At 54.1% G+C, this 24,349-nt stretch carries 30 protein-coding genes; 10 read left to right on the top strand and 20 right to left on the bottom strand.

Translation table 11 applies throughout. The annotated features are described in order from the left end of the window. Nucleotides 1–5 precede the first annotated feature (5 nt). Together RHH27_RS10300 and RHH27_RS10305 are read right to left on the bottom strand one after the other, a co-directional pair. On the bottom strand, nt 6–1,085 hold the full coding sequence (locus RHH27_RS10300) for a PIN/TRAM domain-containing protein (protein ID WP_149819124.1): 1,080 nt from the start codon (nt 1,083–1,085) through the stop codon (nt 6–8). Between the two features lie 49 nt (nt 1,086–1,134). Then, on the bottom strand, nt 1,135–2,097 hold the full coding sequence (locus tag RHH27_RS10305; protein WP_206200065.1) for an HMA2 domain-containing protein: 963 nt from the start codon (nt 2,095–2,097) through the stop codon (nt 1,135–1,137). 105 nt (nt 2,098–2,202) lie between these two features. On the opposite strand from RHH27_RS10305, the gene RHH27_RS10310 reads away from it, so the two are divergent. The 3 genes from RHH27_RS10310 to RHH27_RS10320 are packed head-to-tail and all read left to right on the top strand — an operon-like array spanning nt 2,203 to nt 4,778. After that, nucleotides 2,203–3,225: an ABC transporter ATP-binding protein gene (locus RHH27_RS10310; protein ID WP_302678212.1), complete on the top strand. Its 1,023-nt coding sequence runs from the start codon at nt 2,203–2,205 to the stop codon at nt 3,223–3,225. Further along, nucleotides 3,225–3,635, top strand: a complete 411-nt coding sequence (locus RHH27_RS10315; RefSeq protein ID WP_302677676.1) for a hypothetical protein — start codon at nt 3,225–3,227, stop codon at nt 3,633–3,635. The genes RHH27_RS10310 and RHH27_RS10315 overlap by 1 nt, the downstream gene beginning before the upstream one ends. Before the next feature lie 3 nt (nt 3,636–3,638). After that, nucleotides 3,639–4,778 (top strand): LptF/LptG family permease, encoded by a 1,140-nt coding sequence (locus tag RHH27_RS10320; RefSeq protein ID WP_302678213.1) that lies wholly within the window; start codon nt 3,639–3,641, stop codon nt 4,776–4,778. On the opposite strand, the gene RHH27_RS10325 is transcribed toward RHH27_RS10320, so the two are convergent. The 5 genes from RHH27_RS10325 to ndhO form a co-directional block, all read right to left on the bottom strand. Next, nucleotides 4,775–5,956 carry a M20 family metallopeptidase gene (locus RHH27_RS10325; RefSeq protein WP_206200069.1) on the bottom strand — a complete coding sequence of 394 codons (1,182 nt, stop codon included), beginning with the start codon at nt 5,954–5,956 and terminating at the stop codon, nt 4,775–4,777. The two genes, RHH27_RS10320 and RHH27_RS10325, sit on opposite strands and share 4 nt — an antisense overlap. A gap of 38 nt (nt 5,957–5,994) precedes the next feature. After that, nucleotides 5,995–6,477, bottom strand: a complete 483-nt coding sequence (locus tag RHH27_RS10330) for a CYTH domain-containing protein (RefSeq protein ID WP_206200070.1) — start codon at nt 6,475–6,477, stop codon at nt 5,995–5,997. A 3-nt stretch (nt 6,478–6,480) separates the two neighbouring features. Next, nucleotides 6,481–7,944: a carotenoid oxygenase family protein gene (locus RHH27_RS10335; protein ID WP_302678214.1), complete on the bottom strand. Its 1,464-nt coding sequence runs from the start codon at nt 7,942–7,944 to the stop codon at nt 6,481–6,483. After that, nucleotides 7,941–9,296, bottom strand: coding sequence for a folate/biopterin family MFS transporter (locus tag RHH27_RS10340; protein ID WP_286627071.1), 1,356 nt, complete (start codon nt 9,294–9,296; stop codon nt 7,941–7,943). Before RHH27_RS10340 ends, RHH27_RS10335 begins: the two co-directional genes overlap by 4 nt. A gap of 110 nt (nt 9,297–9,406) precedes the next feature. Beyond that, nucleotides 9,407–9,619: a photosynthetic/respiratory NAD(P)H-quinone oxidoreductase subunit O gene (ndhO, locus tag RHH27_RS10345; RefSeq protein WP_181494778.1), complete on the bottom strand. Its 213-nt coding sequence runs from the start codon at nt 9,617–9,619 to the stop codon at nt 9,407–9,409. Nucleotides 9,620–9,876: 257 nt separating this feature from the next. Between ndhO and RHH27_RS10350 the strand changes: the two genes are divergently transcribed. Continuing rightward, a complete protein-coding gene (locus RHH27_RS10350; RefSeq protein WP_302678215.1) occupies nt 9,877–11,307 on the top strand; it encodes a mannose-1-phosphate guanylyltransferase/mannose-6-phosphate isomerase in 1,431 nt (476 codons plus the stop codon). A 15-nt stretch (nt 11,308–11,322) separates the two neighbouring features. On the opposite strand, the gene RHH27_RS10355 is transcribed toward RHH27_RS10350, so the two are convergent. The 8 genes from RHH27_RS10355 to RHH27_RS10390 all read right to left on the bottom strand — a co-directional run bounded on the left by RHH27_RS10355 (nt 11,323) and on the right by RHH27_RS10390 (nt 16,013). Further along, complete coding sequence (locus RHH27_RS10355) at nt 11,323–11,772, bottom strand: divergent PAP2 family protein (RefSeq protein ID WP_149819142.1); 450 nt, start codon at nt 11,770–11,772, stop codon at nt 11,323–11,325. A gap of 51 nt (nt 11,773–11,823) precedes the next feature. Beyond that, entirely contained in the window at nt 11,824–12,747 is a 924-nt protein-coding gene (crtE, locus tag RHH27_RS10360) for a geranylgeranyl diphosphate synthase CrtE (RefSeq protein WP_149819144.1), read from the bottom strand. A 10-nt stretch (nt 12,748–12,757) separates the two neighbouring features. After that, a complete protein-coding gene (gene folD / locus RHH27_RS10365) occupies nt 12,758–13,678 on the bottom strand; it encodes a bifunctional methylenetetrahydrofolate dehydrogenase/methenyltetrahydrofolate cyclohydrolase FolD (protein ID WP_302678216.1) in 921 nt (306 codons plus the stop codon). A gap of 203 nt (nt 13,679–13,881) precedes the next feature. Next, nucleotides 13,882–14,217 (bottom strand): hypothetical protein, encoded by a 336-nt coding sequence (locus RHH27_RS10370; protein ID WP_149819148.1) that lies wholly within the window; start codon nt 14,215–14,217, stop codon nt 13,882–13,884. Further along, nucleotides 14,214–14,411, bottom strand: a complete 198-nt coding sequence (locus RHH27_RS10375; protein WP_302678217.1) for a DUF454 family protein — start codon at nt 14,409–14,411, stop codon at nt 14,214–14,216. The genes RHH27_RS10370 and RHH27_RS10375 overlap by 4 nt, the downstream gene beginning before the upstream one ends. 77 nt (nt 14,412–14,488) lie before the next feature. Beyond that, nucleotides 14,489–15,133, bottom strand: a complete 645-nt coding sequence (locus RHH27_RS10380; protein ID WP_302678218.1) for a pentapeptide repeat-containing protein — start codon at nt 15,131–15,133, stop codon at nt 14,489–14,491. A gap of 5 nt (nt 15,134–15,138) precedes the next feature. After that, on the bottom strand, nt 15,139–15,600 hold the full coding sequence (locus tag RHH27_RS10385; protein ID WP_302678219.1) for a Fur family transcriptional regulator: 462 nt from the start codon (nt 15,598–15,600) through the stop codon (nt 15,139–15,141). A gap of 134 nt (nt 15,601–15,734) precedes the next feature. Next, entirely contained in the window at nt 15,735–16,013 is a 279-nt protein-coding gene (locus RHH27_RS10390; protein WP_302677666.1) for a TMEM165/GDT1 family protein, read from the bottom strand. A 178-nt stretch (nt 16,014–16,191) separates the two neighbouring features. Between RHH27_RS10390 and RHH27_RS10395 the strand changes: the two genes are divergently transcribed. The 3 genes from RHH27_RS10395 (at nt 16,192) to RHH27_RS10405 (ending at nt 18,748) form a co-directional block, all read left to right on the top strand. Beyond that, nucleotides 16,192–17,178 (top strand): hypothetical protein, encoded by a 987-nt coding sequence (locus RHH27_RS10395; protein WP_310742775.1) that lies wholly within the window; start codon nt 16,192–16,194, stop codon nt 17,176–17,178. Continuing rightward, nucleotides 17,175–17,501, top strand: coding sequence for a hypothetical protein (locus RHH27_RS10400; protein WP_149819160.1), 327 nt, complete (start codon nt 17,175–17,177; stop codon nt 17,499–17,501). The genes RHH27_RS10395 and RHH27_RS10400 overlap by 4 nt, the downstream gene beginning before the upstream one ends. 86 nt (nt 17,502–17,587) lie before the next feature. Further along, a complete protein-coding gene (locus RHH27_RS10405) occupies nt 17,588–18,748 on the top strand; it encodes a histidine kinase (RefSeq protein WP_399373385.1) in 1,161 nt (386 codons plus the stop codon). Here RHH27_RS10405 and RHH27_RS10410 read toward each other — a convergent pair. Then, nucleotides 18,745–19,704, bottom strand: coding sequence for a hypothetical protein (locus RHH27_RS10410; RefSeq protein WP_302678222.1), 960 nt, complete (start codon nt 19,702–19,704; stop codon nt 18,745–18,747). The genes RHH27_RS10405 and RHH27_RS10410 overlap by 4 nt on opposite strands. A 113-nt stretch (nt 19,705–19,817) precedes the next feature. Beyond that, a complete protein-coding gene (gene lpxD / locus RHH27_RS10415; RefSeq protein ID WP_302678223.1) occupies nt 19,818–20,834 on the bottom strand; it encodes a UDP-3-O-(3-hydroxymyristoyl)glucosamine N-acyltransferase in 1,017 nt (338 codons plus the stop codon). 204 nt (nt 20,835–21,038) lie between these two features. Between lpxD and RHH27_RS10420 the strand changes: the two genes are divergently transcribed. Further along, on the top strand, nt 21,039–21,224 hold the full coding sequence (locus RHH27_RS10420) for an NblA/ycf18 family protein (RefSeq protein ID WP_024125509.1): 186 nt from the start codon (nt 21,039–21,041) through the stop codon (nt 21,222–21,224). Between the two features lie 71 nt (nt 21,225–21,295). On the opposite strand, the gene RHH27_RS10425 is transcribed toward RHH27_RS10420, so the two are convergent. After that, on the bottom strand, nt 21,296–21,916 hold the full coding sequence (locus tag RHH27_RS10425; protein WP_302678224.1) for a hypothetical protein: 621 nt from the start codon (nt 21,914–21,916) through the stop codon (nt 21,296–21,298). Nucleotides 21,917–22,148: 232 nt separating this feature from the next. On the opposite strand from RHH27_RS10425, the gene RHH27_RS10430 reads away from it, so the two are divergent. Together RHH27_RS10430 and RHH27_RS10435 are read left to right on the top strand one after the other, a co-directional pair. Continuing rightward, nucleotides 22,149–22,430 (top strand): hypothetical protein, encoded by a 282-nt coding sequence (locus RHH27_RS10430; RefSeq protein WP_302677660.1) that lies wholly within the window; start codon nt 22,149–22,151, stop codon nt 22,428–22,430. A gap of 46 nt (nt 22,431–22,476) precedes the next feature. Next, complete coding sequence (locus tag RHH27_RS10435) at nt 22,477–23,199, top strand: superoxide dismutase (protein ID WP_302677659.1); 723 nt, start codon at nt 22,477–22,479, stop codon at nt 23,197–23,199. Here the strand turns inward: RHH27_RS10435 and RHH27_RS10440 are convergent. Together RHH27_RS10440 and rpsU are read right to left on the bottom strand one after the other, a co-directional pair. Further along, a complete protein-coding gene (locus RHH27_RS10440; protein ID WP_149819174.1) occupies nt 23,144–24,166 on the bottom strand; it encodes a PhoH family protein in 1,023 nt (340 codons plus the stop codon). The genes RHH27_RS10435 and RHH27_RS10440 overlap by 56 nt on opposite strands. A 9-nt stretch (nt 24,167–24,175) precedes the next feature. Continuing rightward, nucleotides 24,176–24,349: a 30S ribosomal protein S21 gene (rpsU, locus tag RHH27_RS10445; protein ID WP_015126245.1), complete on the bottom strand. Its 174-nt coding sequence runs from the start codon at nt 24,347–24,349 to the stop codon at nt 24,176–24,178.

The following is a 24,349-nucleotide window of genomic DNA, read 5'->3' on the forward strand; positions in this document are numbered from 1 at the left end:
GAAATTTAGGCCATCGTCGGCATTTGCAGGCGAGCAAAAATCATGCGGCCTGCCGAGGTTTGCAGGGCACTGGTCACAACCACCGACAACTGATCGCCAATGTGATCCACCCCCTCTTCGACAACCACCATCGTGCCATCCTCAAGGTAGCCCACCCCTTGCGCTGGTTCTTTCCCTTCCTTGAGAATCTTCAACTCCAGCGTATCGCCGGGGAGGTAGATGGGGCGCAGGGCTTGCGCTAACTCGTTGACGTTAAAGACATCCACTTTTTGGAAGCGGGCAACTTTGTTGAGATTCAAATCATTGGTGACAAGGGTGCCGTTGATTTCTTGGCACAGGCGCACCAGCTTGGCATCCACCGTTGTTAATTCTGGATAGTCTGCGGAGTGAATGACAATGCGATCGCCCAAACTGGCTTGGAGACGATTGAGAACATCGAGACCCCGCCGACCGCGAATCCGTTTTTGCTCATTCCCCGCATCGGCAATGAGTTGCAGCTCCTGAAGCACAAACTGGGGCACAATGATTTGCCCTTCGAGTACCCCGAGATTCAACAGTGCCTCAATGCGGCCATCAATAATGCAACTGGTGTCCAGTACCTTTGCTCGGGCAGGTTTGAGCATGCCCTCAGCCAAGAGACTGCTGGCAACGGCATTGGGGTTAATTAACCGCAGCAGGGCAGGCCCGTGACTATCGGCCAAGGTGGTTCCCGAATAGGCAAAGACAATACTGGTGAGAACAGCAATCAGGGGTTTAATAAAGGAAAAATCTTTGGGAATGGGCAACAGGAAAATCGGTGCCAGCATCAAGTTGGCCAAGAGCAACCCTACCACCAGACCCACGGCTCGCGACAAGAGCGTTTCTGGGGGCAATTGGCGGATACTGCGCTCAAGACGATGGTAAAGGGACTGCAACAATAAACCAAGGGCAATGCCAACAATGGCGCCAAAGCCAGCCATGACCCACTGCAATCCCCGCACATTGGCCACTTGAGCAAGAACCGTTTCTGGCAGAAGGTCAATGCTGTTGAAGCCAACGGCAATTCCCATCACGACGATAATGAGGAGTAAGATGGTATCGAGCATTAGTTCGCTCCTGTCGCGCTGGACATCTCCATAGGCCATTACTTTAGGATTATACTTTTTTCTCTTTTGCTGCGGTGTTGGGCTGCTGCATATCGAGATGGCGACTAATGCGGGTACCGGCTCGGATGCCCTCAGCTTCCGCTTGAGGCCCCAGAATGGCTCGTGCTACCATGCCACCGAGGGTCGCCCATAGCGTTTCCTTAGTGAAGGTTTGACTGGTTTTCACCCACCACTCTAGAAAAAGATGCAGGGATGGGGGAGGAGGTTCCTCAGGGGATGGCGCCGCCAACTGTCGCCCGAGATCTTCCCCCAGTTGCGAACCAACCATATTGCCCACTACGCGCCCGACGGTTTCGCCCACAGGCCCCAAGACCACTTGCCCTGCCAAACCGCCAGCAATTTCACCGGCGGTACCCCCGATTTTGTCACCGCTGTGAATCTCCAAGGCTTTCGCGACCCGTTCCGGCGTTGCCTCAAGGGCAGTAAATTGCAGTTGGGTGATTTGCTCCGTGGCTTCCATCCCTAATCGCGCACCAATCACACCGCCAACAAAGGTGCCCACTTGCACCCCCATGACCGCACCCGCAGGCCCCATAAACAGGCCACCCGCCGTTCCCCCCACCATGCCACCAAGAATATCGCCCACGTAGCCGCCCATGAGAAATCCGCCCATGGAGGTGAGTTTGTTGCCCACCTCTTCAGGTTCGAGATCAAAGGCGCGGGTGAGGTTTTGCAAGCCCTTATTGCCTTGGCCAATGATCTGGACATCCCCCCAAAATTGAATGGCCGCCAACAGTTGTAGGGGCGTGATTTGCTCGAGGTGATACTCAATGGTAATTGAGGCGGCAAGGGGGTTAACGTGAACAGATTTGATCCCTTGGAGGGTTTTCAGATAGGCACTCAGGGAATCGCGAAAGGCAGCATCCGTTTTCAGTTCTTGAATCCGCAATCGCAGGCGATCGCCCGTGAGGTGCATGACTTCGGCAATCGGCGCAGTTTCGGCAGTGGCCATGGGAAACCCACCCAATAGGCTCTAGTTGCCGTTGTAGCACGCGCACCAAAGTAAGGAGGAAGATCTGTCAAAATGTTAAGGGAATCACACACAGAGTGAATGACCATGACAGCCACGGTAAAGGTCGAACATCTCAAGAAGTCCTACGGTTCCATTACAGCGGTGGCCGATGTCTCCTTTAGCGCCCATCAAGGGGAAATTTTTGGGGTGCTGGGGCCAAATGGCTCAGGGAAAACGACAACACTGCGCTGTCTGTGTACCCTCTCGCGACCGGATGCTGGGGTATTGGAAGTCTGTGGTCTTTCGGTTCTCCACCAACCTCATTTAGTGCGCCAAAAATTAGGCTATGTGGCTCAAGAGGTGGCGCTTGATAAAATCCTCACGGGTCAGGAATTTCTAGAATTACAGGCGGCGCTGTACCACATTCCCCGTGCCCTGATTCCAGAGCGCATTGAAGCAGTGCTGGCACGGTTGGATTTATTGGAATGGCGCGATCGCCAGTGTGGTACCTACTCGGGTGGCATTCGCAAACGCTTTGATCTCGCAGCAGGACTACTGCATCAACCCCAAGTGCTTGTCTTGGATGAACCCACCGTAGGCCTCGACATTGAAAGTCGCCAAGTGATTTGGGATGTGCTGCGGGATCTCAAGGCTCAAGGACTGACGATTATCTTGACCAGCCACTACCTTGAGGAAGTGGATCTCCTTAGCGATCGCTTGGCGATTCTGGATAAAGGGCGCGTCATTGCCAGCGGCTCTCCCGAGGAACTCAAGGCCAATATTGGGGGCGATCGCGTCACGTTGCGGGTACGAGAATTTACACCGCGTCAAGAGGCACAAATGGCCCAGACCCTTCTCAGTCAATTGGACTGCGTGAAATCGGCGCTGATTAATGCCAACCAAGGCAACTCCTTGAATCTGGTGGTCACAGATGCGGCTGTGGCGATCGCAGCCATTAGAAGGGCGCTAGAGGAAGCAGGACTCCCCCTCTTTAGCGTGGCGCAGTCACGACCCAGTTTAGATGATGTCTATTTGGCCGCCACGGGTCAAACCCTCTTGGATGCCGACTTGGCAGCAGCGGCGCAGCGGGACAGCAAACAGTTGAAAAAAGAGGCCATGCAACGCTAATGGGGCAGCCAATTCTTTGGGTTCATGGAGACTGCCTCGACCCCACGGCGCCCATCTTTGACCGCTATCCCCACGCGCCGGCCATTTTTGTTTGGGATGTAGCGCTCCTCAAGGAGTGGCAAATTCGCCTGAAGCGGCTGGTCTTTCTCTATGAGTGCCTGCTGGATCTCCCCGTGGCAATGTACCGGGGTGAGGTCGCTCCCTTGGTGAATGCCTTTGTTGAGGTGCACGGGGGCGATCGCGTGGTGACAATGGCCAGTCCTAGCCCGCGCTTTCGCGCCATTTGTCAGCAATTGGCCTATCCAGTGGAGATCCTAGAGCCAGAACCCTTTGTCACGTTACCTGCCAATGCCGATTTGAAGCGATTCTTTCGTTATTGGAAGTTGGCAAAACCCCGCTTGGGACTATAAAAGATGCTGGCGATCGCCCGATCCTTTGAGAAGATGCCTTGGCAGCCGCGATTCTCCCTGTTGGATCGCTATATTCTGCGGGAGATGATTCGCCCCTTTGTCTTTGGTTTTGGCATTTTTACGGCGATCGCTGCCGTTATTGGTACAGTGTTCTACCTCATTCGCAATATGGTGGAGCACAACCTTGGCATCCTCAGTGCCCTTCAAGTCTTTTTTCTGCGTTTGCCCACCTTTGCGGTGCTGGGCATTCCCATGGCGATGCTCTTTGGTTCGCTCCTTGCCTATAGTCAACTCTCCCGTCGCAGTGAACTGATTGCTTGCAAAAGCTGTGGGGTGAGTCCGCTGCGTTTAGTGCGACCGGCGCTCCTAGCGGGGTTCTGTGCCTTGCTCTTTACCTTTGCCCTCAATGAACTGGTGGCTCCCCCCATGGCCTACCGCGCCATCAAGACCTTGGAAGTGGCGATTCAACGCCCCCAACCTACCTTTCAAACCCGCAATATCTTCTACCGTCGTTTTGCTGGGGGGCAGCTTCAGCAACTCTTTTTTGCCCATCGTTTTGATGGCGAGGTCATGGGTCAAGTGACGGTGTTGAACTTTGAGCAGGGGCAATTGCGAGAAATTATTACGGCGCAGGAAGCCCAGTGGCAGGGTTCGGCGTGGCTGTTTCGGCAGGGCACCTACCACCACCTGACCCGCGATCGCGACTATGACGTGGCCGAGACCTTCTCAGAACGAACATTTGCCTACCCCCGCACTCCCCTTGATTTGGCCATGGAAACGCGGGCACCAGAGTTTATGACCAGCCGCGAAATCTATCAGTACTTGCAAGTTTTGGCGGAAAGTGGCGATGCCAAACGTCTGCGGCAGTGGCGGGTGCAGTTGCAGGAAAAGCTCTCCCTTCCCGTTTTGTGCCTGAGTTTTGCCGTTGTCGGTGCCGTTTTGGGCATCAGTTCTCCTCGCCAAGGACAGGGGCGTGCCTTTGGTCTCAGTGTGGCGATTATTTTTGGCTATTACGTTGCTGCCTTTATTTTCACCGCCTTTGGCGAGGGGGGAGCAGTGTCGCCCATCGTGGCCAGTTGGTTACCGAAGGTTGTCGTCAGCGCGATCGCCCTCGGCATGCTCTACCACGCCAATCGGCACTAGTAGGGAATCTGCCAATAGCGACAGGCCGCATGGGCAAGGGTCATCACGCCCACAGGGATAGCTTGTTCATCGACATCAAACTCCGGGTGATGCAGGGGATAGTTCGGGCGATCGCGAAACCCCACCCCAAGGCGAAACATCGCACCGGGGGCATGCTCTAGGTACAGGGCAAAATCCTCTGCCCCAAGGGACGGTTCCGGCAAAATATGCACATGGGGGGCACCCACCACATCAGTCGCCGCCTCCGCCAGCAGTTGCGATAGGTAGGGCGTATTTTCCACCCCCGGTACGCCCCGCCGATAGTGGAGTTGGTAACGGGCACCATAGGCATGGCAGACATTGGCCACAATTTGCTCAATCCAGGTCGGGAGGGTGGCACGGGTTTCTGGATGGAGCGATCGCACCGTTCCCTGAAGCGTCACCTGATCGGCAATGACATTGGCAGCCCGTCCCCCTTGAATTTTGCCAAAGGTGACCACCACGGGTCGCAGGGGATTCTGCGTGCGGCTAATGGCCTGTTGCAAAGCACTGATCACTTGAGCGGCAATCCAAATCGCATCTACCGCTTCATGGGGGCGGGCACCGTGGCCCGATTCTCCCAAAATCGTTAACTCAATGTCATCGGCAGCCGCCGTCAACGCCCCATAGCGTACCGCTACTTCCCCCGCTGGAATGGTGGGAAACACATGGAGCGACAAAATGGCACTCACCTCTTTCATAGCGCCATCGGCAATCATCCAACTCGCCCCTTGGGCAATTTCTTCCGCTGGTTGAAAAATAAACCGCACCCGGCCGGGGAACTCCTCCTTGAGGGCTGCTAACACCATTGCCGTGCCCAGACCCACCGTGGTGTGGACATCGTGACCACAGGCGTGCATCACCCCGCTATGTTTTGAGCTAAACTCGAGTCCAGTGCGCTCTTGAATCGGCAGGGCATCCATATCGGCGCGAATGGCCAAGAGCCGCTGTTTTTTAGGATTCCCCGCCAGTTCCGCAATCACCCCCACTTTGCCCACATCCTGCTGTACGGTTAAGCCGGCGGAGGAAAGTACCCCCGCCACATAGGCAGCCGTTTGATGTTCTTGGCCACTCAATTCGGGGTAGCGGTGCAGATGGCGACGAATTTCAATGAGACGGGGGGTGAGGGTTTGGGTAATCTGGCGAATCCGAGCAAGCATAGCGCAGCCGTGGCGATATTTTTGTATCCTATCGAATCTCAGGAATTGCCGGTTGCCCACTCCTGATAGGGGTGCTCCGCTAAGTAGGCATTGGTATAGCGGGGGTCGTCGGTCACCTCAAGGCCAATCCAAGGGGGTAGAGTCAGGGGATAGTGAGCACGGGGCAATTCAATTTCTGCCAAAATCAGGCCAGTACAGGCGCCAGTAAATTCATCCACTTCCCAACACAGATCACCCGCTGGAATACGATAGCGGTTTTTCTGGATGATGGGTTGTAGGCACAATTCCGCGAGGAGTTCCCTTGCATCAGCAACGGGGATAGCATACTCATACTCACGGCGTTGGCCACCGCTGGCTTTGCCCTTGATCGTGATCCATGCCTCCTCCCCCGCAAGACGCACCCGCACCGTGCGCTCAGGAACTGTGGACAGGTAGCCTTGGGCAAATTGGGACACACTTGTGACCAGCGATCGCCATTCTTCGCCTATGACAAGGAACTTGCGCTCAATTTCGATGCCCATTGCCTAGACCGCTGTGGTAAATGAACCGTGGAGACCATAGGGAATGTGGTGTTTCAAGCGCAATCGTGCCACTGGCCCGGCGCTAATGGCTGCCGCATCAAAGATGAGTAACTGCGATTTGTGGCAACTGGCATCATACACCACCTGCAAAAGCCAGCCATCTTCTTCCCCTTGGGCACCCTGCCAGAGAAAGTCACCCTTTTGCAGACCCCGCGGGACAAAAATGGGTTCACTGGCAAAGCCACGCGGCGCCGCCGACCAAAATTGTTCCTCGCCCGTCTGGCGATCGCACCGCCACAGAGCCTGGAGAGGCGCATTGGTTTTCGGATCATGCCCTGCCGCCAAATAGGTGTAGCGATAGGGTTGCCCCACCTTGGCCGGATGCACTACGGGAAATTCACAGGGGCGATCGCTCACCACTTGCCAATCCACCGCCTTGGTTTTGGGGTTCAATTGAATCCGCCACAGCAGGCTTGAGGGCAGCGCCGCAAAATTCACCTCCCGAAAATCCATGCCCGGTTCGAGATTGGGAAAGTGGCTGTAGGCAATGGACTCCACATGAATTTCATCCCCAGCTTCGTAGGCATTGGCATGGTGAAAGACAAAACAGGCGGGCATCGTCAACATCTGGGGAGTCCCACCCCGACGAGGCAGCAGCCAAACCCGTGTCGGTTCCTGCGCATGGAATTGAATGCACTGGGCAGCGCCCCGCAGTCCCAGCAGATAGGGCAGCGGATTTAACCGCACTGGATTTTGAAAGACAATGGCGTAGTTGGGGGTCAGGGCAAAGTCATGGATAAAAGCAAACCCCGGAATCTGAAATACGGGTTGCGAGACACACTGACCACTGGCATCAAATTCATAGAGTGTAATGCGGGTGCTGAGGCCGGGCTTGACACCAAAATTCACGAGCCGCTGCGTCTGAGGATCAAAGCGGGGATGCGCTGCAAAGGCATCCCTCTCCTTGAGGAGACCCCCTAGGTTGTCGAGGCCAATGGTTTCTAGGGTCACAGGGTCAAGGCAGTAGGGCAGACCGGCTTCCCAGAGCGCCAGTAATTTGCCCCCCCAATAGATCACATGGGTATTGGCAATGTTTTTGACCCGAATATCGAGGAAATTGGCCAGCCAGCCCCCCGGTTTTTGGGTGCCAAAGACACCGCGATAGAGAAGGCGATTGGCCTTTTCCTCCGCCAAAAATCCGGCGGTACGCACGTAGCGATTGCGAAAATGCACCCGTCCCTTCTCAAAGCGAAAAGCACAGATCATGCCGTCGCCATCAAAGGGATGGGCTAAGGGCACTCCCCCGCGCTCCAACCGTCCAGGGCCATTGCGGTAGAGCGTTCCCACCAAATCCGTGGGCACCGTACCTTCGACATCCTCAATCCAATAGTCATATTCTTGGGTGAGAGATTCGGTCCCCCCCCGCCAATCCGCCATCGTGTAGGGGCGATCTAAAACTCCAGTCATGAGACACTTGGCTCCAACTCAACAGTGACAGAGGATTGAGAGGCGGGCGCCGGCACCTGCTGCGGCAACCAGTTCAACAGGGGTAGGGGCAATAGCGTACTCAGGTTGGTAATGAGCACCAGCAACCAGAGGCGATCGAAGTTATGCTCGGTAATCCCCAGCCAGTGGGTCAGCAGTGCCCCCAACTCATGGGAGACCAGATTGGCAAGGTTGCTAATGGACATCAGCAGCGCAAAGAGGGTGGCCTCAATCCCCGGCGGACACAGCCGCGCCGCCAACACGAGTACCGGCATAAAGGCAATCTGCCCCATAACTGCCAAAATGAGGCTATCCCCCAAGCTAAACCACTGGTCACTAATGCCCCATTGGCGATTGAGGTGGGTGACCAAAATCAAGCTAGAGAGTCCCAAAAGGGCTGAGAGAATCGTGCTCCAGAAAAAAATGGTACGAATGGGCAGCGTTTTCAAGTAGCGCTGGAAAATCCACACCCCCAAGAGGGAGGCGATGCTAGTGACAAGGCGCACCCGCCCCAAAAACTCCGCCTCAAAGCCCAATTCATTCGTTGTGAAGAAAAAGAAGGCTGATTCCGAGCCGGGGGTGGCTTGCCAGAGGAAGAGAAACGCCACCGGCAACCAAATCCGTTTTTGCATCATTGCTTGGCGCACACGGTTGATGTGCTCCCAAGTCTGACGCAGTTGAGGCCGAGCCGTAACCCGTGCTTCGGCGATCGCCCAGGCAACCCCCGACATCAAGAGCGGAAACGCCGCTGTAATTTGAAAGACGGTACGCGGACTAAACCACTGCAACAGTTGGCCACTAAAGTAAGCGGTGAGGATGCCCCCCACGGCAGTCGCTGCCCAACTTAGGGATTGCAGCGTTCCCATTTCAGTCGCCGATTCTTGGCGTGCCCGTTCCACCACCAGTGAATCGACAATCACATCACTGAGGGCGATCGCGATCGAGGCTGCGAGAATCGCTGCCGTTGCCTGCCAAGGGGTAGCTACCCACGTCCCCAAGCTCAACCACGCCCCACAGCCCAGCAAGCCCGACAGAACCAGATAGGAACGGCGACGAAATCCCAAAAGCGGCACACTATCAGAAATGAGGCCAAACACCGGCTTAATGACCCAAGGCAGCGCAGCCACACCCATTAATGCTGCCACTTCCGCCGGCGACAGCCCCAACTCATCCTTAAAGAAAAAGCTAATGGCCAGCCGTGCTAAGCCCAACACCCCTTGGACAAAATACACCAGCAAAATGGCTAAGAGTTCGCCACTGGGTTCTTGCCCAAAAAGGAGCGTCTCCTTGAGCCACTGAAACCAGCGTTGAGGTTGCGAAGGTTGAACTAACATTACCAAATGTTAAGCAACAGCATTGCCTCCATCATATCCAGACAAGCTGAAAATTGCTAACACGGGTACTCTTCATTGGCTCCTAGACTCGCAAGAGACGCTAATGGCGGTTATTTGGCAACCTCCAGTTGATCGAGGCGCAGCCAAACTGTAGGGGTGGGCACTGGAAATTTAATCTGCGCATAGTCACCGCGAATCTCCACCACCTCGCCCCGTCCCTCAAAGAGATAGGGGGGATAGCGATGATCACTGGCTAGGGCCTCAACACTGTTGGCCAATTTTTCAGCAACGACCTTTACCAAATCTCCCTTTTTAATCGCCATAGGAAACCCTAACGCTGCTCAGCCCACATTCTATCCTAAGGAGAATCGCCAAGGGCTTTAAGTCTGTTGATGAATCCAATTGCCAAACCTTAACCAAGGGGAAACGCCACCTCAGTCCTTCACTGCCATTCATCGGGCACTGCCAAAACAGTAGCCCCTAGAAAATGAGCAACAAAAAGAACAGGGGTCTGAACCAAGACGAAGTTCTTTGGCGATAGACTACGCTTAAGCACCACACTACCTAAGGAAAGCCTTGCATGGACTGTATTCCAGTGATTCTATCCGGGGGATCAGGCAGTCGCCTTTGGCCCTTATCGCGCCAAGCCCACCCCAAACAGTTTATGCGTTTAACAGCCGAAGGGCAGAGTCTGCTACAACAAACGTGGCAACGGTTACAGGGGTTGCCCCATCTTCATCCCCCGGTGATCGTGGCCAATGACGCCCATCGCTTTCTTGTGGCAGAACAATTTCAAGAGCTAGGGGTGACACCAACGCGGATTTTGCTTGAACCCTTGGGGCGCAATACGGCTCCTGCGATTACCCTTGCTGCGCTCTACGTCACAGAAGTCCTCGCCACCGATGCCATTCTTTTGGTGCTACCAGCGGATCATTTAATTCAGGATGTTGCCGCCTTTCAGCAGGGGCTACAACGGGCACTGGCACCCGCCACCAAGGACTGGTTAGTGACCTTTGGCATTACCCCCACCTCTCCCCATACAGGCTACGGCTACATTCGGCGGGGGGAAGCTCTCAGTGAGGCCCACACCTATCGGGTGGCAGAGTTTGTCGAAAAACCCGATTTGGCAACGGCAGAGGCTTATCTAGCGGATGGCCATTACCTTTGGAATAGCGGTATGTTTCTCTTCCGCGCCCAGAGCTTCTTAGCAGAATTGGCACAGCAGCAGCCAGACATTTTGCACCATTGCCGCTTGGCACTGCGGGAGGGACAGGAGGATTTGGACTTTATCCGCTTGGCCAAAGCACCCTTGAGTCAGTGTCCCAGTTTATCGGTGGACTATGGGGTGATGGAAAAGACGCAAAAAGCAGCGGTGGTGCCCCTAGAGTGCGGCTGGAGTGATGTGGGGTCTTGGTCGAGTCTCTGGGAGGTGACACCCAAGGATGAATTTGGCAACAGTTGCCGTGGCAATGTCCTTCTCTATAGCAGCAAAGAGTGCTTTGTTCACAGTCAGCATCGCTTGGTGACCCTACTGGGGGTGGACGATCTGATCGTTGTGGAAACAGCCGATGCCGTTCTCATTGCCCATCAGAAGGCAGCACAACAAGTCAAACAAGTGGTGGAGCAACTGCAAGCGCAAGGGCGCCCGGAGGCGGACAACCATCCCGTCGTCTATCGTCCTTGGGGGCACTACACTGCGATTGATGCTGGTCATCGCTTTCAAGTGAAGCGGATTACGGTCAAGCCGGGGGCGAGTCTTTCGCTGCAACAGCACCATCACCGCGCAGAACATTGGATTGTTGTCAGTGGTACAGCGGAAGTTACCTGCAATGGCAAAACGTTTCTGCTGACGGAGAATGAGTCCACCTATATCCCTGTGGGCGCTGTGCACCGCTTGGCCAATCCGGGGAAAATTCCCCTTGAAATGATTGAAGTGCAGTCGGGAGCCTATCTTGGCGAAGATGATATTGTCCGCTTTGAGGATCGCTATGGTCGCGAGACAGGGCGATAACCGCTGGGCAAACCCTTAGACCGCTAGCCAAGCGATCGCCACCCCAAGGGCGGAACCAACGATGACTTGAATGGGGGTGTGCCCCAATAACTCCTTGAGGCGGGCTTCTGCCAATTCGTGCCCATCTTGGAAAAATTCATCAACAATTTGATTGAGAATGCGGGCTTGTTTACCAGCGGCTTGGCGCACCCCGGCCGCATCGTACATGACAATGCAGGCAAAGACAACGGCGATCGCAAACTCAATGCTATCCCAGCCCCGCTGCAGCCCCACCCCAGTCGCCAAAGCAGTAACAAGGGCGGAATGGGAACTGGGCATGCCCCCCGTTTCCACCAGAACGCGGAAATTGAGCTTGCGGTGTTTGGCAATGTCAATCAGTAACTTGAGCATTTGGGCGATCGCGCTGGCGGCGAAAGCGACCCAGAGGACATGGTTAGCCAGTAGCTCACGAAGACCGTCCATCATGGTTACGGACAAGGACAAACTCTGCGCCCATCCTAACCCACTTCGGGATCGTTAATGACTGCGGCTGGTAATGTAGTCGGCGATCGCCTGCAAAGGAACGGCGGCTGCCCCATACACAGCCAACTCTGCCTTCGCCTCTGCCACCAAGCGTTCAGCCTCTTGGCGAGATTTTTCCAGACCCCACAGGCGCGGGTACGTCATTTTTTGGGCGGCCACATCTTTACCAACGGTTTTACCGAGGACATCGCGGGTCGAAGTAATATCCAAAATGTCATCCACAATCTGGAACGCCAAGCCAATATTTGCCGCATAGCGCGACAGGCGAGCCACATCAGATTCATTCGCCCCCGTCAGTAATGCCCCAGAAACCACAGAGGCCTCCAGTAATGCCCCCGTTTTGTGGGAGTGGATAAAGTGCAGCGTTTCTAGACCAATGTTCGGCTGCCCTTCACACTCCAAGTCCACCACTTGACCGCCCACCAATCCCGTTGCTGCCACCGCATGCCCCAACCGCGCCACAATTTTCAGCAGATATTCTGCGGGCACGTTTTTCGTTTGTTCCACCACATATTCAAAGGCATAGGCCAGTAAGCCATCCCCCGCCAGAATGGCAATATCTTCGCCATAGACTTTGTGATTTGTGGGCTTGCCGCGACGGTAGTCATCATTGTCCATAGCCGGCAGATCATCGTGGATCAGCGACATCGTGTGGATCATCTCTAGGGCACAGGCGGTGGGCATGGCCATTTCCACGGTGCCCCCCATCAGTTCACAGGTGGCCAAGCAGAGAATTGGGCGCAGCCGTTTGCCCCCTGCCATCAGTGAATAGCGCATCGCATCGTAAATTTTCTCTGGGTAGGCAACGGGGATCGATGCTTCGAGGGCCGCTTCCACAAGGGCTTGGCGTTCTTTGAGGTAGGCCTTGAGATCAAATGTGCCGGCGGGATGGACTTGGGGGGGATCAGCGGAAATCATGAACAACTCCTCAGGGTGCGGGCGGCATAGAGGTCAACGAGAGCAGGGGCTTGTGCCAGTTGTGACGGCGACAATAGCTCCATACAGTATTGTGCAACAACATGGCAACGGTCATCGGACCGACGCCCCCCGGAACAGGGGTAATATAACTGGCCACAGCACAGGCAGCCTCATAGTCCACATCGCCCCAGAGACTCGATTTGCCGTCGGGGCGTTGAATGCGATTAATCCCGACATCAATGACCACTGCCCCCGGCCGAATCATGTCGGCAGTAATCCGCCGCGGCTGTCCCATCGCTGTGACTAAAATCTCAGCACTACGGGTGACACTGGCAAGATCACGGGTGCGCGAGTGGGCGATCGTCACCGTTGCATTGGCAGTGAGTAACATCAAGGCCAAGGGCTTGCCGACCAAAATACTGCGACCCACGACCACTGCCGAGCGACCTGCAACATCAATGCCATAGGCGACCAAAAGCTGCATCACTCCAGCAGGCGTACAACTGCGCAGTCCCGGTTCATCGCGCACGAGCCGACCGAGATTTTCGGGATGCAGGCCATCCACATCTTTATCCGGATGAATCGCGTATAGCAGGGGACGGGGATCAAGGTGGGGTGGTAGGGGTAATTGCAGCAGAATGCCATCCACCCGTTCGTCCTGATTTAGCTCAGTAATTCTGGCCAATAAATCCGCTTCTGTAATGGTGGCCGGTAAATGGGCACCAAAGGATTGAATCCCGACGCGGCCACAGGCTTGTTCTTTGGCACGGACATACACGGCACTGGCGGGATCATCACCAACCCGCAACACGGCCAACCCAGGCGATCGCCCCCACTGGGCTTGAAACGTCCGCACATGATCAGCCAACTGGCGTTCAATGGACTGGGCTAAGGATTTGCCATCAAGGCAGGCAGCGGAGTTTGCAACCAAAGGACACCTTAAAATTGATCAATCACGAAAGTCTAGGGTTGAGTTGCCGAATGCGTTTCCATCGGTTGGCAACAACATCGAACTAGTTTACCTCAAACAGGGAACACCAAGGCTAGCATTGATCAAGTTCTCTCTGCTAAGCCACCGTAGATAGGGAATTGCGCCAGAAGAGTTAACGAATTGTGCCAAAGGCTTAAGAATCGCTAGGGGCGATCGCCCGAAGGGGAGGTTCGCTCCACTTGAATTTTGGCAATGGCAGGGGTAGTACACAGGTAGGTCAGCACATCCTCCGCACTCATCAGGCGCTTGAGCACCACTTGGCCAATGGTTGAGGCCGGGTCAGGATGGCTGGGCTTCACTTCTACCATGAGAACCATCTCCTCCACTTGGTACAGCCAGAGCTTTTCCTCCCCCTCTAGAATGTAGAGGCAGGTACGGGTGATCACGGGCGATCGCCGCCACGCTTGCTCATTCCAGAGGCCTTGGGGTTCCCACACGCGGCCAATCTGCCACCCCTCAGTGAGGAAAAAGTATTTCATGCCACAGGCGGCGATTCATTCCCTTGGGCACTGGCGGTCTCCTCGGGTTCCATGGAATTAAAACAAGCTGCCGCTATCAGCAAAAATGGCGTTCCTGGCAGGAGGGGTAAAATAAAGCCGATAACCCCAATAATTCCAAAAATCACACCAAGAACCATACGTGCTGTATTACGGATGCTTTTAGTCACAGGCATTCCCTTCGAGTTGCAATCGGCGAGGATGATTCACCTCTAACGTAGCCTGAACCTTGCCTTTTCACAAGTTGCTGGTGCTAAGCTTTATCGAGAATCGCATCCCGCAGATCCATGCCGTCCATTTCTGCTTTGTAGAGGTTTGCCCCCTTAAAGTTGGCACGGCGGGCATTGGCCTTCGACATCTTGGCCGCAATGAGAACCGCATATTCAAAGTTCGCTTCAATGAGACTGGCACTTTCAAGAATCGCTTCTTGCAAAATTGCGCTCTTGAGATCGGCCAAGTGCAGGTTGGCCTGAAAGAGATTGGCACGGGTGAGGTTGGCATAGGCAAGGGTCGCTTCCACTAGGCTCACTCGCCGCAGTAGCGTGCCCACCAAGTTGGCTTGGCGCAGATCGGCCATGGCAATATTTGACTTGTAGAGATCAGCACCCGCTAAGGTAGCCCGTTGTAAACAGGCCCCCTGCAAATCCGCCTCAATCAGGTCACTCATGTAGAGGTTTGCTCCCGCCATGTAGGCATCCTTGAGGAGGGCATGGCGCAGATCCGCACCTGCTAAATTGGCCTGATCAAGATTGGCATTGGTGAGGTTGTACAACTCCAAATTGGCGCCCGTTAAATCTGCCTGTCCCAGATCAGGGCGAATATCACTGTTTTGCTCCCGCCATTGATTCCAAGCGGTAACCCCCTGCTTGAGAAGCTGAAGATGTTGGGGATTGGCCACGGCAGTTATCCTTGGGCACTCGGATCAGTGTTTTGATAACCGTAAAAATCAATGCGATAGTCAACAATTTTCACGCCAGTTTTTGCTTCAATCTCAGCAATGAGAGAGGGGGGTAGCTCAACATGAACGTCAATAATTTTGTGGCTATCGAGACAATTGACATGGCTGTGACTATCACTGATATTGCCGTAAAGGCGCCCATCGGCACGCTCAACGCACTCAATAATGCCATGCTCGGAAAGGGCTTCGAGATTCTGATATACAGAGGTATGGCCGATGTCTTTGCCGGCTTGATTCAGGCGATCGTAGATCTGCCGCGCTGAGAGGTGATCCTTGGCATCCCAGAGCAGTTCAAGAATGGCACGCCGCTGCCGACTCAGCCGCAATCCAAGCCGCTGACAGCGATCGATCGCATCCTCAAGGGAACGAATGGGGGGTAGGGGACTGGGAGCAGGAGACGTGAACACGGCGCTATCCTAAAAAATAAAATTCAAACAGCAGATTTTGCTTAGCTAAGTAGCCTATTGCAGTTAAATCGCAGTTTTAGGGTTATCCATTTGCTAACCTGTAGTCACTATGATAATCAATCCTTTGGTTATAATCAAATTCGCTCCTTGTCAAGGCTGTCAGCCGCTGTTTGAGACAGCAAATAAAACCCCAGAAAGGCAAACATCATGGCAGCGATCGCCTTGACCACTTTCACGGGGATCAATGTGGCAATCCCACTGCCCAAAAGCACACCGAAAAACGTTGTACACACCAAGCCAGAGGCCACGCCTAGAAAGACAGCGGTAGCGGAGCGGGCATTACTCCCTAAAGTAATCGCCACCAGTTGACTCTTGTCCCCCAGTTCTGACAAGAACACAATCGCAAAACTCACGGCGAAGGATTGCCAGTCCATCCAATTTCTCCAAAGATGTTGCTGCTATAGGGCAGATTAACGGTATGGGCAGTTGCGGTCAACGATCGCTAGTGGCGCAGGGTGGCAGGATCAGCTTAAAACTAAGGTACAATTCTTAACACCAATTCTGCTTATAGCCCTGTTCTAAATGGCGGAGGTGCGCATCTTGAATACCACTACTGACGGATCGAGCGCGATCCCACCGGACACCACTTCCTTGAGCAGTCTGGCACAGGCTTGGGCAAAGCGCTATATTACCAACCTCAACACCACCGCCCTTGCGGAGGATGATCCAGCGGTGGTTGCCCCTCGGCTCTTGACCGAATTGCCGAATGCCAGTGTCAAGGCTTGGCAGCGCACCGAAGGCTTCTTGGCCGCAGAGATGATTCGCCATGGCATCCCAGCGGAACTGGTGGATCCTTGGAGCATCTCCAAAGACATCCATGACATTTATCAGCGCACCCTCAAACTCTACGAAGCCGGCAAGGGCACCCAGCAAATGACCGCCAAGCTGGCTAGTGCCATCAGTGAGATTCGCCGCCGCTATACTGCCGTCGATCCGCGGGTGATTGGCTTTGTCAGTATGCAGTTTCACCACACGGGGGTATTACTGCTAGAAGTGGCACCAACGAGCCAACGTGCGATCCTCAGTAGCTTCTTCAAAGTCATTGATGATCACCTCTACATGCCCTTGCACCGTGCCTATAACGCAGCAGCCAACTACGACTACAATGATCCGGCCTTGGCTTTAGTGCGCCATCTGTTGCCCCAGAGCACGGCGATCGCCACCGCTATTTGTGATCGTGTTGCCGAACTCAACCCCCAGCACCGCTGTTTTAGTGGCCCTTTGACCCAAGCCAGTGTGCGTGTTTCCAGTATTCGCGATGTCGAGATGTTCCAGATCTACCTCTGGGTATGTCTTTTGGAGCAAAGCCTTGAGGCGCTGCAACGAGAACTCTTTCCTCTGTGTTTGATGCTTTATCCTTCGCTGAATGTGATATGGGAGCTAGTGTTTCAAATGGTGCACCTTTTGGGTAAGGAAATACAAACCCGTGCCGCTGGCTATGATACAAGTGTTTTTACCCCCTACTATCTATCTCTCCGAGAAATGTTTGATCCCAAGATTTTTCAAGGACTCCTATGATTCCCAATTTGCAGCAGGTTTCTCTCTCCCCCATTGCCATTGCGGGGTCTGGTCTGTGGGCGATCGCCCTGTACTGGGGCTTTTATCCCACGGGGCAAGCCTTAATACAGCGTTTAGTGACGTGGCTAGGGGGTGAAGCAAACCAAAGTGCCGAATTCTGGGCAGGGATGGTGGGGCTAGTTCCCTTTATTCTGGTGGGGACGGGTTGCTTTATCCTCTGTAGTTTGGGCTTGGGGCAAAGTTGGGCCTTGAGTTTAGGCCTGATGGCAACCATCGGTGGGGCAATCTACGAACTTGGCCGGCGGGATGGCCAACAATCCTAGGTTGGGTTGCGGGGGAGAATCCGCTAACATTTAGTTAATCTTTATGGTGTTTCCTAGAGAGGAAGCGCACTTCGTTGCCCCTGAGAATACTCGCCGGTGATTCAATGAAAGCGTCTGCGGATGCCAGTTCTACCCAAGAAACGACACCGCCGCTCAGTTTGCTCCTGTTTGTTGCCAATCGTCCGGGCGATGAAGAGGAAACCGCTGCTATTCAAGCCCACATTCAGCAACTACCCTCGAACTTTGGCTTTGAATTAAAAGTGGTGCCCATAGGTGAGCAGCCCTATCTCCTAGAGGAGTACAAGCTGGTTGCCACGCCTGCCTTGATTAAAGTCCGTCCTGAACCGCGTCAAACCCTCGCTGGTCGTAAGCTGCTGCAAAAAGTAGACTATTGGTGGCCGCGCTGGCAGCGGGAAGTGGCTCTCGGCCTACAGGCAGATATGCAAAAGTCGGCAGCGGAGCAGTCCGATTGCTCGATGGAACTCAGCCGCCTGAAGGATGAGCTGTTTCAACTGCGCCAAGAGCGCGATCGCCTTGCGGAACAACTGCAATTCAAAGATCGGATTATTGGCTTGCTGGCCCATGAGTTGCGTAACCCCCTCACTGCTGTTGGCATTGCCCTTGAAACCCTCGAAGCCAACCTTCAGGAAGAGAGCACTCAGCAACTCCATATTGAGGACATCCAACGTCTGTTTCACCATGCCCGCAGTCAAACCCAGATGATGGGACAACTGATTATGGATTTACTCTTAGCGGCGCGCGGACCCCAAGATAAGCTGCAAATTATGGCACGGCAACTGGATCTGCGACAACTGTGCCAAGAAACGGTTGAGGATGTGCGCCTCAATTTTGAACGTAAAAAGCAGCACTTTACCACCGACATTCCTTTGGATTTACCCTTGGTTTATGGCGATGGCGATCGCATTCGTCAGGTCCTTGTCAACCTGCTGGACAATGCCTGTAAATACACTCCTGCAGGGGGCAAAATCCACCTGAGCGCCTTTCACCGCATGACTCAAAAAGTACAAGTTACCGTCTGTGACACTGGCCCCGGTATTCCCATTGAGCAGCAGGAAAAAATTTTTGGCGAGACGGTTCGCCTCGATCGCGATCGCACCATTGAAGGCTATGGCATTGGCCTTGCCCTTTGCCGCCAAATTATTCGTATGCACTACGGCCAGATTTGGGTGGACTCCCAACCGGGAAAAGGCAGTTGCTTTCACTTCACACTGCCCGTTTATAGCTAGCGCTGCCCTTCCTTGACCATGCGGGCGATCGTTTCAGCGCGCAGATAGGGATCAGGCCCAAGGGGCAAAATTTCGTAGAACTCATTATCCGGCAAGCGCATCAGTTGGAGCGACTCCTGCTCGCGATAGATCACATAGACTCCCGGTGGCCATGTTTTGGCACTGCGCACTGGCACAGGAATGTCACGGCGCTCTTCGCCAACGCCGGCAAGGCGTACCACCTGTGTATTGGGACGATAGACCACCTTATCTTCACGGGTGCGCCGAAATAAAAAGCGATCCAAAACCTTGGGTAGAATCTCTGTTTCTGTGCCCCCCAATTGCAAATTCAAATCCAGCAATTTGTCTTCAAGGGTAAGTTCAATGATGTGGGGTTCAGGGACGAGGGGTTGGGAGTGAATCTCAGTGGTCTCTTGGGGCGGTTCGGCGTTAGGTTTCACCTTCTGGACAATTTGGCTGATGTATTCCAGATCCACTGTCGTGATTTTCTTAAAGGTGACAAACCAAGAGAGGAAACTGATCGCCACTGCCGGTTCCAGTGTCGTAATCAAGGCTGCTAAATCCAACTCATCGAGACGAATCGCCTTGAGGGCAGCCTCAGTTTGACCCAAGACAACGGCTTGATCCCCTGCACTTAAGTGCTTGAGACTGCCGTAGAGCAATCCCAAATCAATGGTTTCTTGACAGCCTTGGGTGGAAATGCGATAGGTGATGTCGTAGAGCCAATCCAGTGTCACCAAGTCATGGTTGAGCATCCAGAGGGCAAAGTTAAAGGCCGTTTGGGGAAAGGCAGCTTGGGCAATGCTTTTGACAATGACTTGGGCGCGATCGCGCTGGAGCAAGGTAAGTAAGGCTGCTTGCTTGTCTGCCTTGGTTGTCAGTTCATGGTAGCCAAGGAGCGCTTGGAACAATTCCTGATCACTGGGCAGTAATCGAATGGCTGCTGGAGGAGTCATAAGCTTTAGTGTCGCAGATTCGTGTGACCCATTGCCCCTCACCCTATGATGAACGATCCAAAAGGCAACCCTAGCCCTTAATTCCACTATAGAGGGTGGTTAGAATATCTATGCTATCCCCCTACCTTTGCTTCCAATTGGCGCACTCGCTTGAGGAGATCCGGCAGCTGCTTCACTGCGGCTGAAACCTTGAGGTAGAGGGTTTGATCCATGGCCGGAATCCCCCCCATGCGGCTATCTGGGGGGACAGAGCTACTGATGCCGGATTTAGCAGAGACAATGGTGCGATCGCCAATGGTCAAATGACCCGCTGCCCCCACCTGTCCCGCCAGAACGACATGATTACCAATGTGGGTCGAACCCGCTAAGCCCACTTGAGCACAGAGAATCGCGTTTTCACCGATGGTACAGTTGTGAGCCACCATCGTCAGGTTGTCAATCTTCGTGCCATTCGCCACAGTAGTCTCCCCAAGGGTGGCGCGATCAATCGTTGTGCCGGCACCAATTTCGACATCATTGCCAATCACCACGGTGCCCACTTGCGGAATTTTATAGTGGCGACCATCGGGCAGAGGCACATAGCCAAAGCCATCACCGCCGAGGACAACACTATTTTGCAGAATGACGCGATCGCCCAATTGCACCCGCTCCCGCAGGGCACAGTGGCTATAGATACGGCAATCGGCGCCAACCACCACATCATCGTAGAGCGTGCAATGACTATCAATTATCGTGCGATCGCCAATGCGCACGCGATCGCCAATCACGGTATAGGCACCAATGGTCACCTCAGCTCCCAACACCACATCGGCGCCCAGAATTGCCGTCGGGTGAATTTTGGCGGAGGGTTTGGGTTGCGGATAAAACCATTCAATACATTTGGCAAAGGCAAGGTAGGGATGGGGCACCCGCAGCAGGGGACAGGCTGCCTCCCCTTGAAAATCGGGACGGACAAACACAGCAGCCGCTGCCGTGGTCTGCAATAGAGCGGTGTACTTCGGATTGGCCAGAAAAGAGATATCCGTGGCTGTTGCTGTTTCTAAGGGGGCTACCCCCAACACGGGGCGATCGCCCTGCTCTGGACAATCAAGGGTTGCCCCAAACCGTTCGGCCACCTCTGCCAACCGCATCTTGCCGTCCTCATCATCAAACTTGAGTTTTAGCTCAGTCTATCAGGTCTCGTTTGTGAAACCGATCAAGAATTTAGCGAAATCGTTCATACTGAACATTTTATCCTTTGCACGGGTGATATTCATTGAGTGGCAACTTTGTCAATGTGTTTGTTATATTTTTTAACACGTATGCCCGATAACATGGAGTAAGGAGTACATTCTATGGAGCAACGCTTCCCCGAACTGAATGTTGACCTCAGCTTTGAACAGGAGTTTCAAATGCGGGTGATGGAGGAGCAAGTGAGTGCCATGAGCCTTCAGGAAGCGCGTGAGCTACTGTTGCAAGCCTCTCGCCTATTGATGATGAAAGACAACGTCATTCGCTCCTTGGTCAAACGCGCTGCCTAGGTCACACAGGTGTGGGACGGACCTCTTTCTCCACCTTGCTTCCGCCGTCGAATCAAGTAGGGGATAGTGGCCTACCACGCACGGGGCTGAAACTGCGGGTCGTTGAGAATCGTCACCCCATCCCCCGACTGCGCCAACACAAACAAACCTTGCCGATAAGCGTAGCGAGCCACCTCGGGCGGCACAATCATCCCTGCCACGGCACCCAAGAGTTTGGTGCCACGATACTGGTGAGCTAGACGGCGAAATTTCGCAATCCGCTCTAAATGTTCATCAACATCCCCTTGGCTAAGTTTTGTTTTCACTTCGATGAGAACGGCTTCATCGGTGTTAACGACCAACAGATCAATTTCTAAACTCTCGTTGCCGTCTTGAAGAATCACATCACTGTAGAGTTGAGAAACAGCAATTCCCCGACTCTGAAATAAGCGCAACACAGCTGGGCGGACTTGCCACTCCACAAACTCCCCAAGGCGATTGCCCAGTTTGCCAATTTGTTGGTTGAGCTGCCGTGCTTCTTCTCGGAGCAACCGTTCGGTTTCTTGAAAACGCCGGTCAGTCTCTTGGAACCGCCGATCTGTTTCTTGAAATTGTCGCTCGGTTTCCTGAAATCGGCGTTCTGTTTCCTTTTGAGCCGCCAGTAGCTCTGCCAATAATCGCCAAACATCTTCAGGGGTGTATACCTGTGTCATTCTGGATTGATAATTGCCAACAAACTGGTGCGTACGCCTTACCATCATAACTTAGGAAACAATACAGAAGCTTGGTAGCTTCAACGCTTCAGTACGAGGGAAAAAACCCAAAAAGGACTTTAGTTCCAGAGGATATAATAAGAATGAGGGCTGACCTTGGTGAAAAAAATAAGCGGTTAGAAGAAGCCTACTGTAAAAATTATTTGCGATCGCTCCTAAGAGGTATTGGTATATGACTCGTCCACTGCTGCTGAGCGTGGTGTTGCTGGGGATATGTTATCCCTTGGCCACGTTGGCGACTCCCCTGCCCCCGATCTTGAATCCCATTTCCCCGACCACCGGCTTTGAATCCTCGGAAATGAACCGCCTTTGGCAAAATCACTGGCGTTCTAAAGACCGCCGTGAGGCCAGTACGATGCTGCAACCATCCGCTGACAAGGTGCTACAAATTGAAGTGGATGGCCAACTGCTGACGCCCAGCCAAGCTCAACAACTCCTACTGCGCCAAGAATAATCCTGCGGGACTTAAACTATTAGCGGGAACATTTCACGTACTCGCTATGCCCCTAACCCGTCGTCAAACCCTCGGCCTCCTCGTCGGCAGTGCCGCTACACTCTGGTTGCGATCGCGCCCAGCCGTGGCTGAAGGTGAGCCGTCAGAAATTTATACGCTGCCGCCTTTGCCCTACGGCTACGATGCCCTAGAGCCAGTGATTGATGCGGAGACGATGCAGCTACACCATGACAAACACCATGCGGCCTATGTGAAGACGCTGAACAAGGCACTGACGCCCTACCGGCAATGGCAGGGGCTACCCATTGAGGATTTACTGCGCCACATTCGCCAACTACCCACCGCCATCCAACAAACCGTGCGCAACCACGGCGGCGGCCATGCCAACCATTCCCTCTTTTGGCAAAGTATGGCACCGAATGGGGGCGGTGAACCCACGGGGGAGTTGGCCACAGCAATTGCAACCACCTTTGGCTCGTTCTCAGCGTTTCAAACCCAGTTTCAGCAGGCAGGTCTGAAGCACTTTGGCAGTGGCTGGGTCTGGCTTGTGCTGACGCCCCAAGGAAATCTGGCCATTACCACCACACTGAACCAAGATTCGCCGCTGATGCAAGGGCAAGTGCCGATCTTGGGCAATGATTTGTGGGAGCATGCCTACTACCTGACCTATCGCAACCGTCGCGATCAGTACCTAGAGGCTTGGTGGCAGGTGGTTAATTGGCCTTGGCTGAGCGATCGCTACGCCCAGATGCGCGCTCTTTTGACTTAGTAAGCAAGGCCTGCTCATGGCGATCGTAGGCATCAATAATTCGCTCGACAAGGGGATGGCGAATCACATCCCCCTTGGTTAGATAACAAAACGCGATCCCTTCGACATCTTTGAGAATTTTCGTGGCCACACTGAGGCCAGAGGTTTGATGTTCTGGTAGATCGGTTTGTGTCAAGTCCCCCGTCACCACCAAGCAGGAGTTAAAACCAATGCGGGTCAACACCATTTTCATTTGGGCAGGGGTAGTGTTCTGGGCCTCATCGAGGATGACAAAGGCATTATTGAGGGTACGCCCTCGCATATAGGCCAAGGGAGCCACTTCAATCACCCCCCGCTCCATCAGGTTACTAATTTTCTCCGGCTCCACTAGTTCGTAAAGAGCATCGTAGAGGGGACGCAAATAGGGATCAATTTTTTGCTGTAAATCTCCCGGCAAAAAGCCGAGCCGCTCCCCTGCTTCCACCGCAGGCCGTGTCAAAATCAACCGCTCATAAGTACCCGACAGTAGCGCTTGGACGGCTAGAACGGTGGCCAAGAAGGTTTTGCCGGTGCCCGCTGGCCCAATGCCAAAGGTGAGTGTGTGGCTGCGAATGGCTTGAATGTACTGGCGCTGGCGAAAGGTTTTGGCACGAATAATGTCGCCACGACGGGTGCGAGCCAGAATATCCTGTTGCAGCTCTTGGAGGGCTTCCCGCTGCTGGGTGTCGTAGGCATGGCGGACGGTGAGAATATCTACCCCAGACACAGGACGCCCCTCGCGCCAGAGGGTACCGAGGTCTTGAATCAGTTGTTGGCAGAGTTGGATTTGAGCAGGGGTACCAGTGATGTAGAGATCCCGCCCCCTTAAAACAAGGGTCGCCCCTGTTTGGGCGGCAAAGATGCGCAGGTTGGCTTCTTGCTCACCGACAAGGGCGATCGCACTCTCAGTGCTGTGGAGGTCAATCGTGAGGCTTTCCCTCGTGGTCATACCCAAGGCTTAGCGATTGCGCTTGCGGGCGGCCTCCTGTTTGCGTTTGCGGCGCAGGCTGGGTTTCTCGTAACGTTCACGCCGTTTGACTTCCGAAAGAATGCCCGCTTTTTGGATTTTTTTCTTGAATCGCCGTAGAGCGGACTCAATGGATTCGTTTTCACCTAAACGCACTTCAGACAC

It is taken from the genome of Thermosynechococcus sp. PP555 (genome assembly GCF_031583225.1).
Classification (GTDB): domain Bacteria; phylum Cyanobacteriota; class Cyanobacteriia; order Thermosynechococcales; family Thermosynechococcaceae; genus Thermosynechococcus.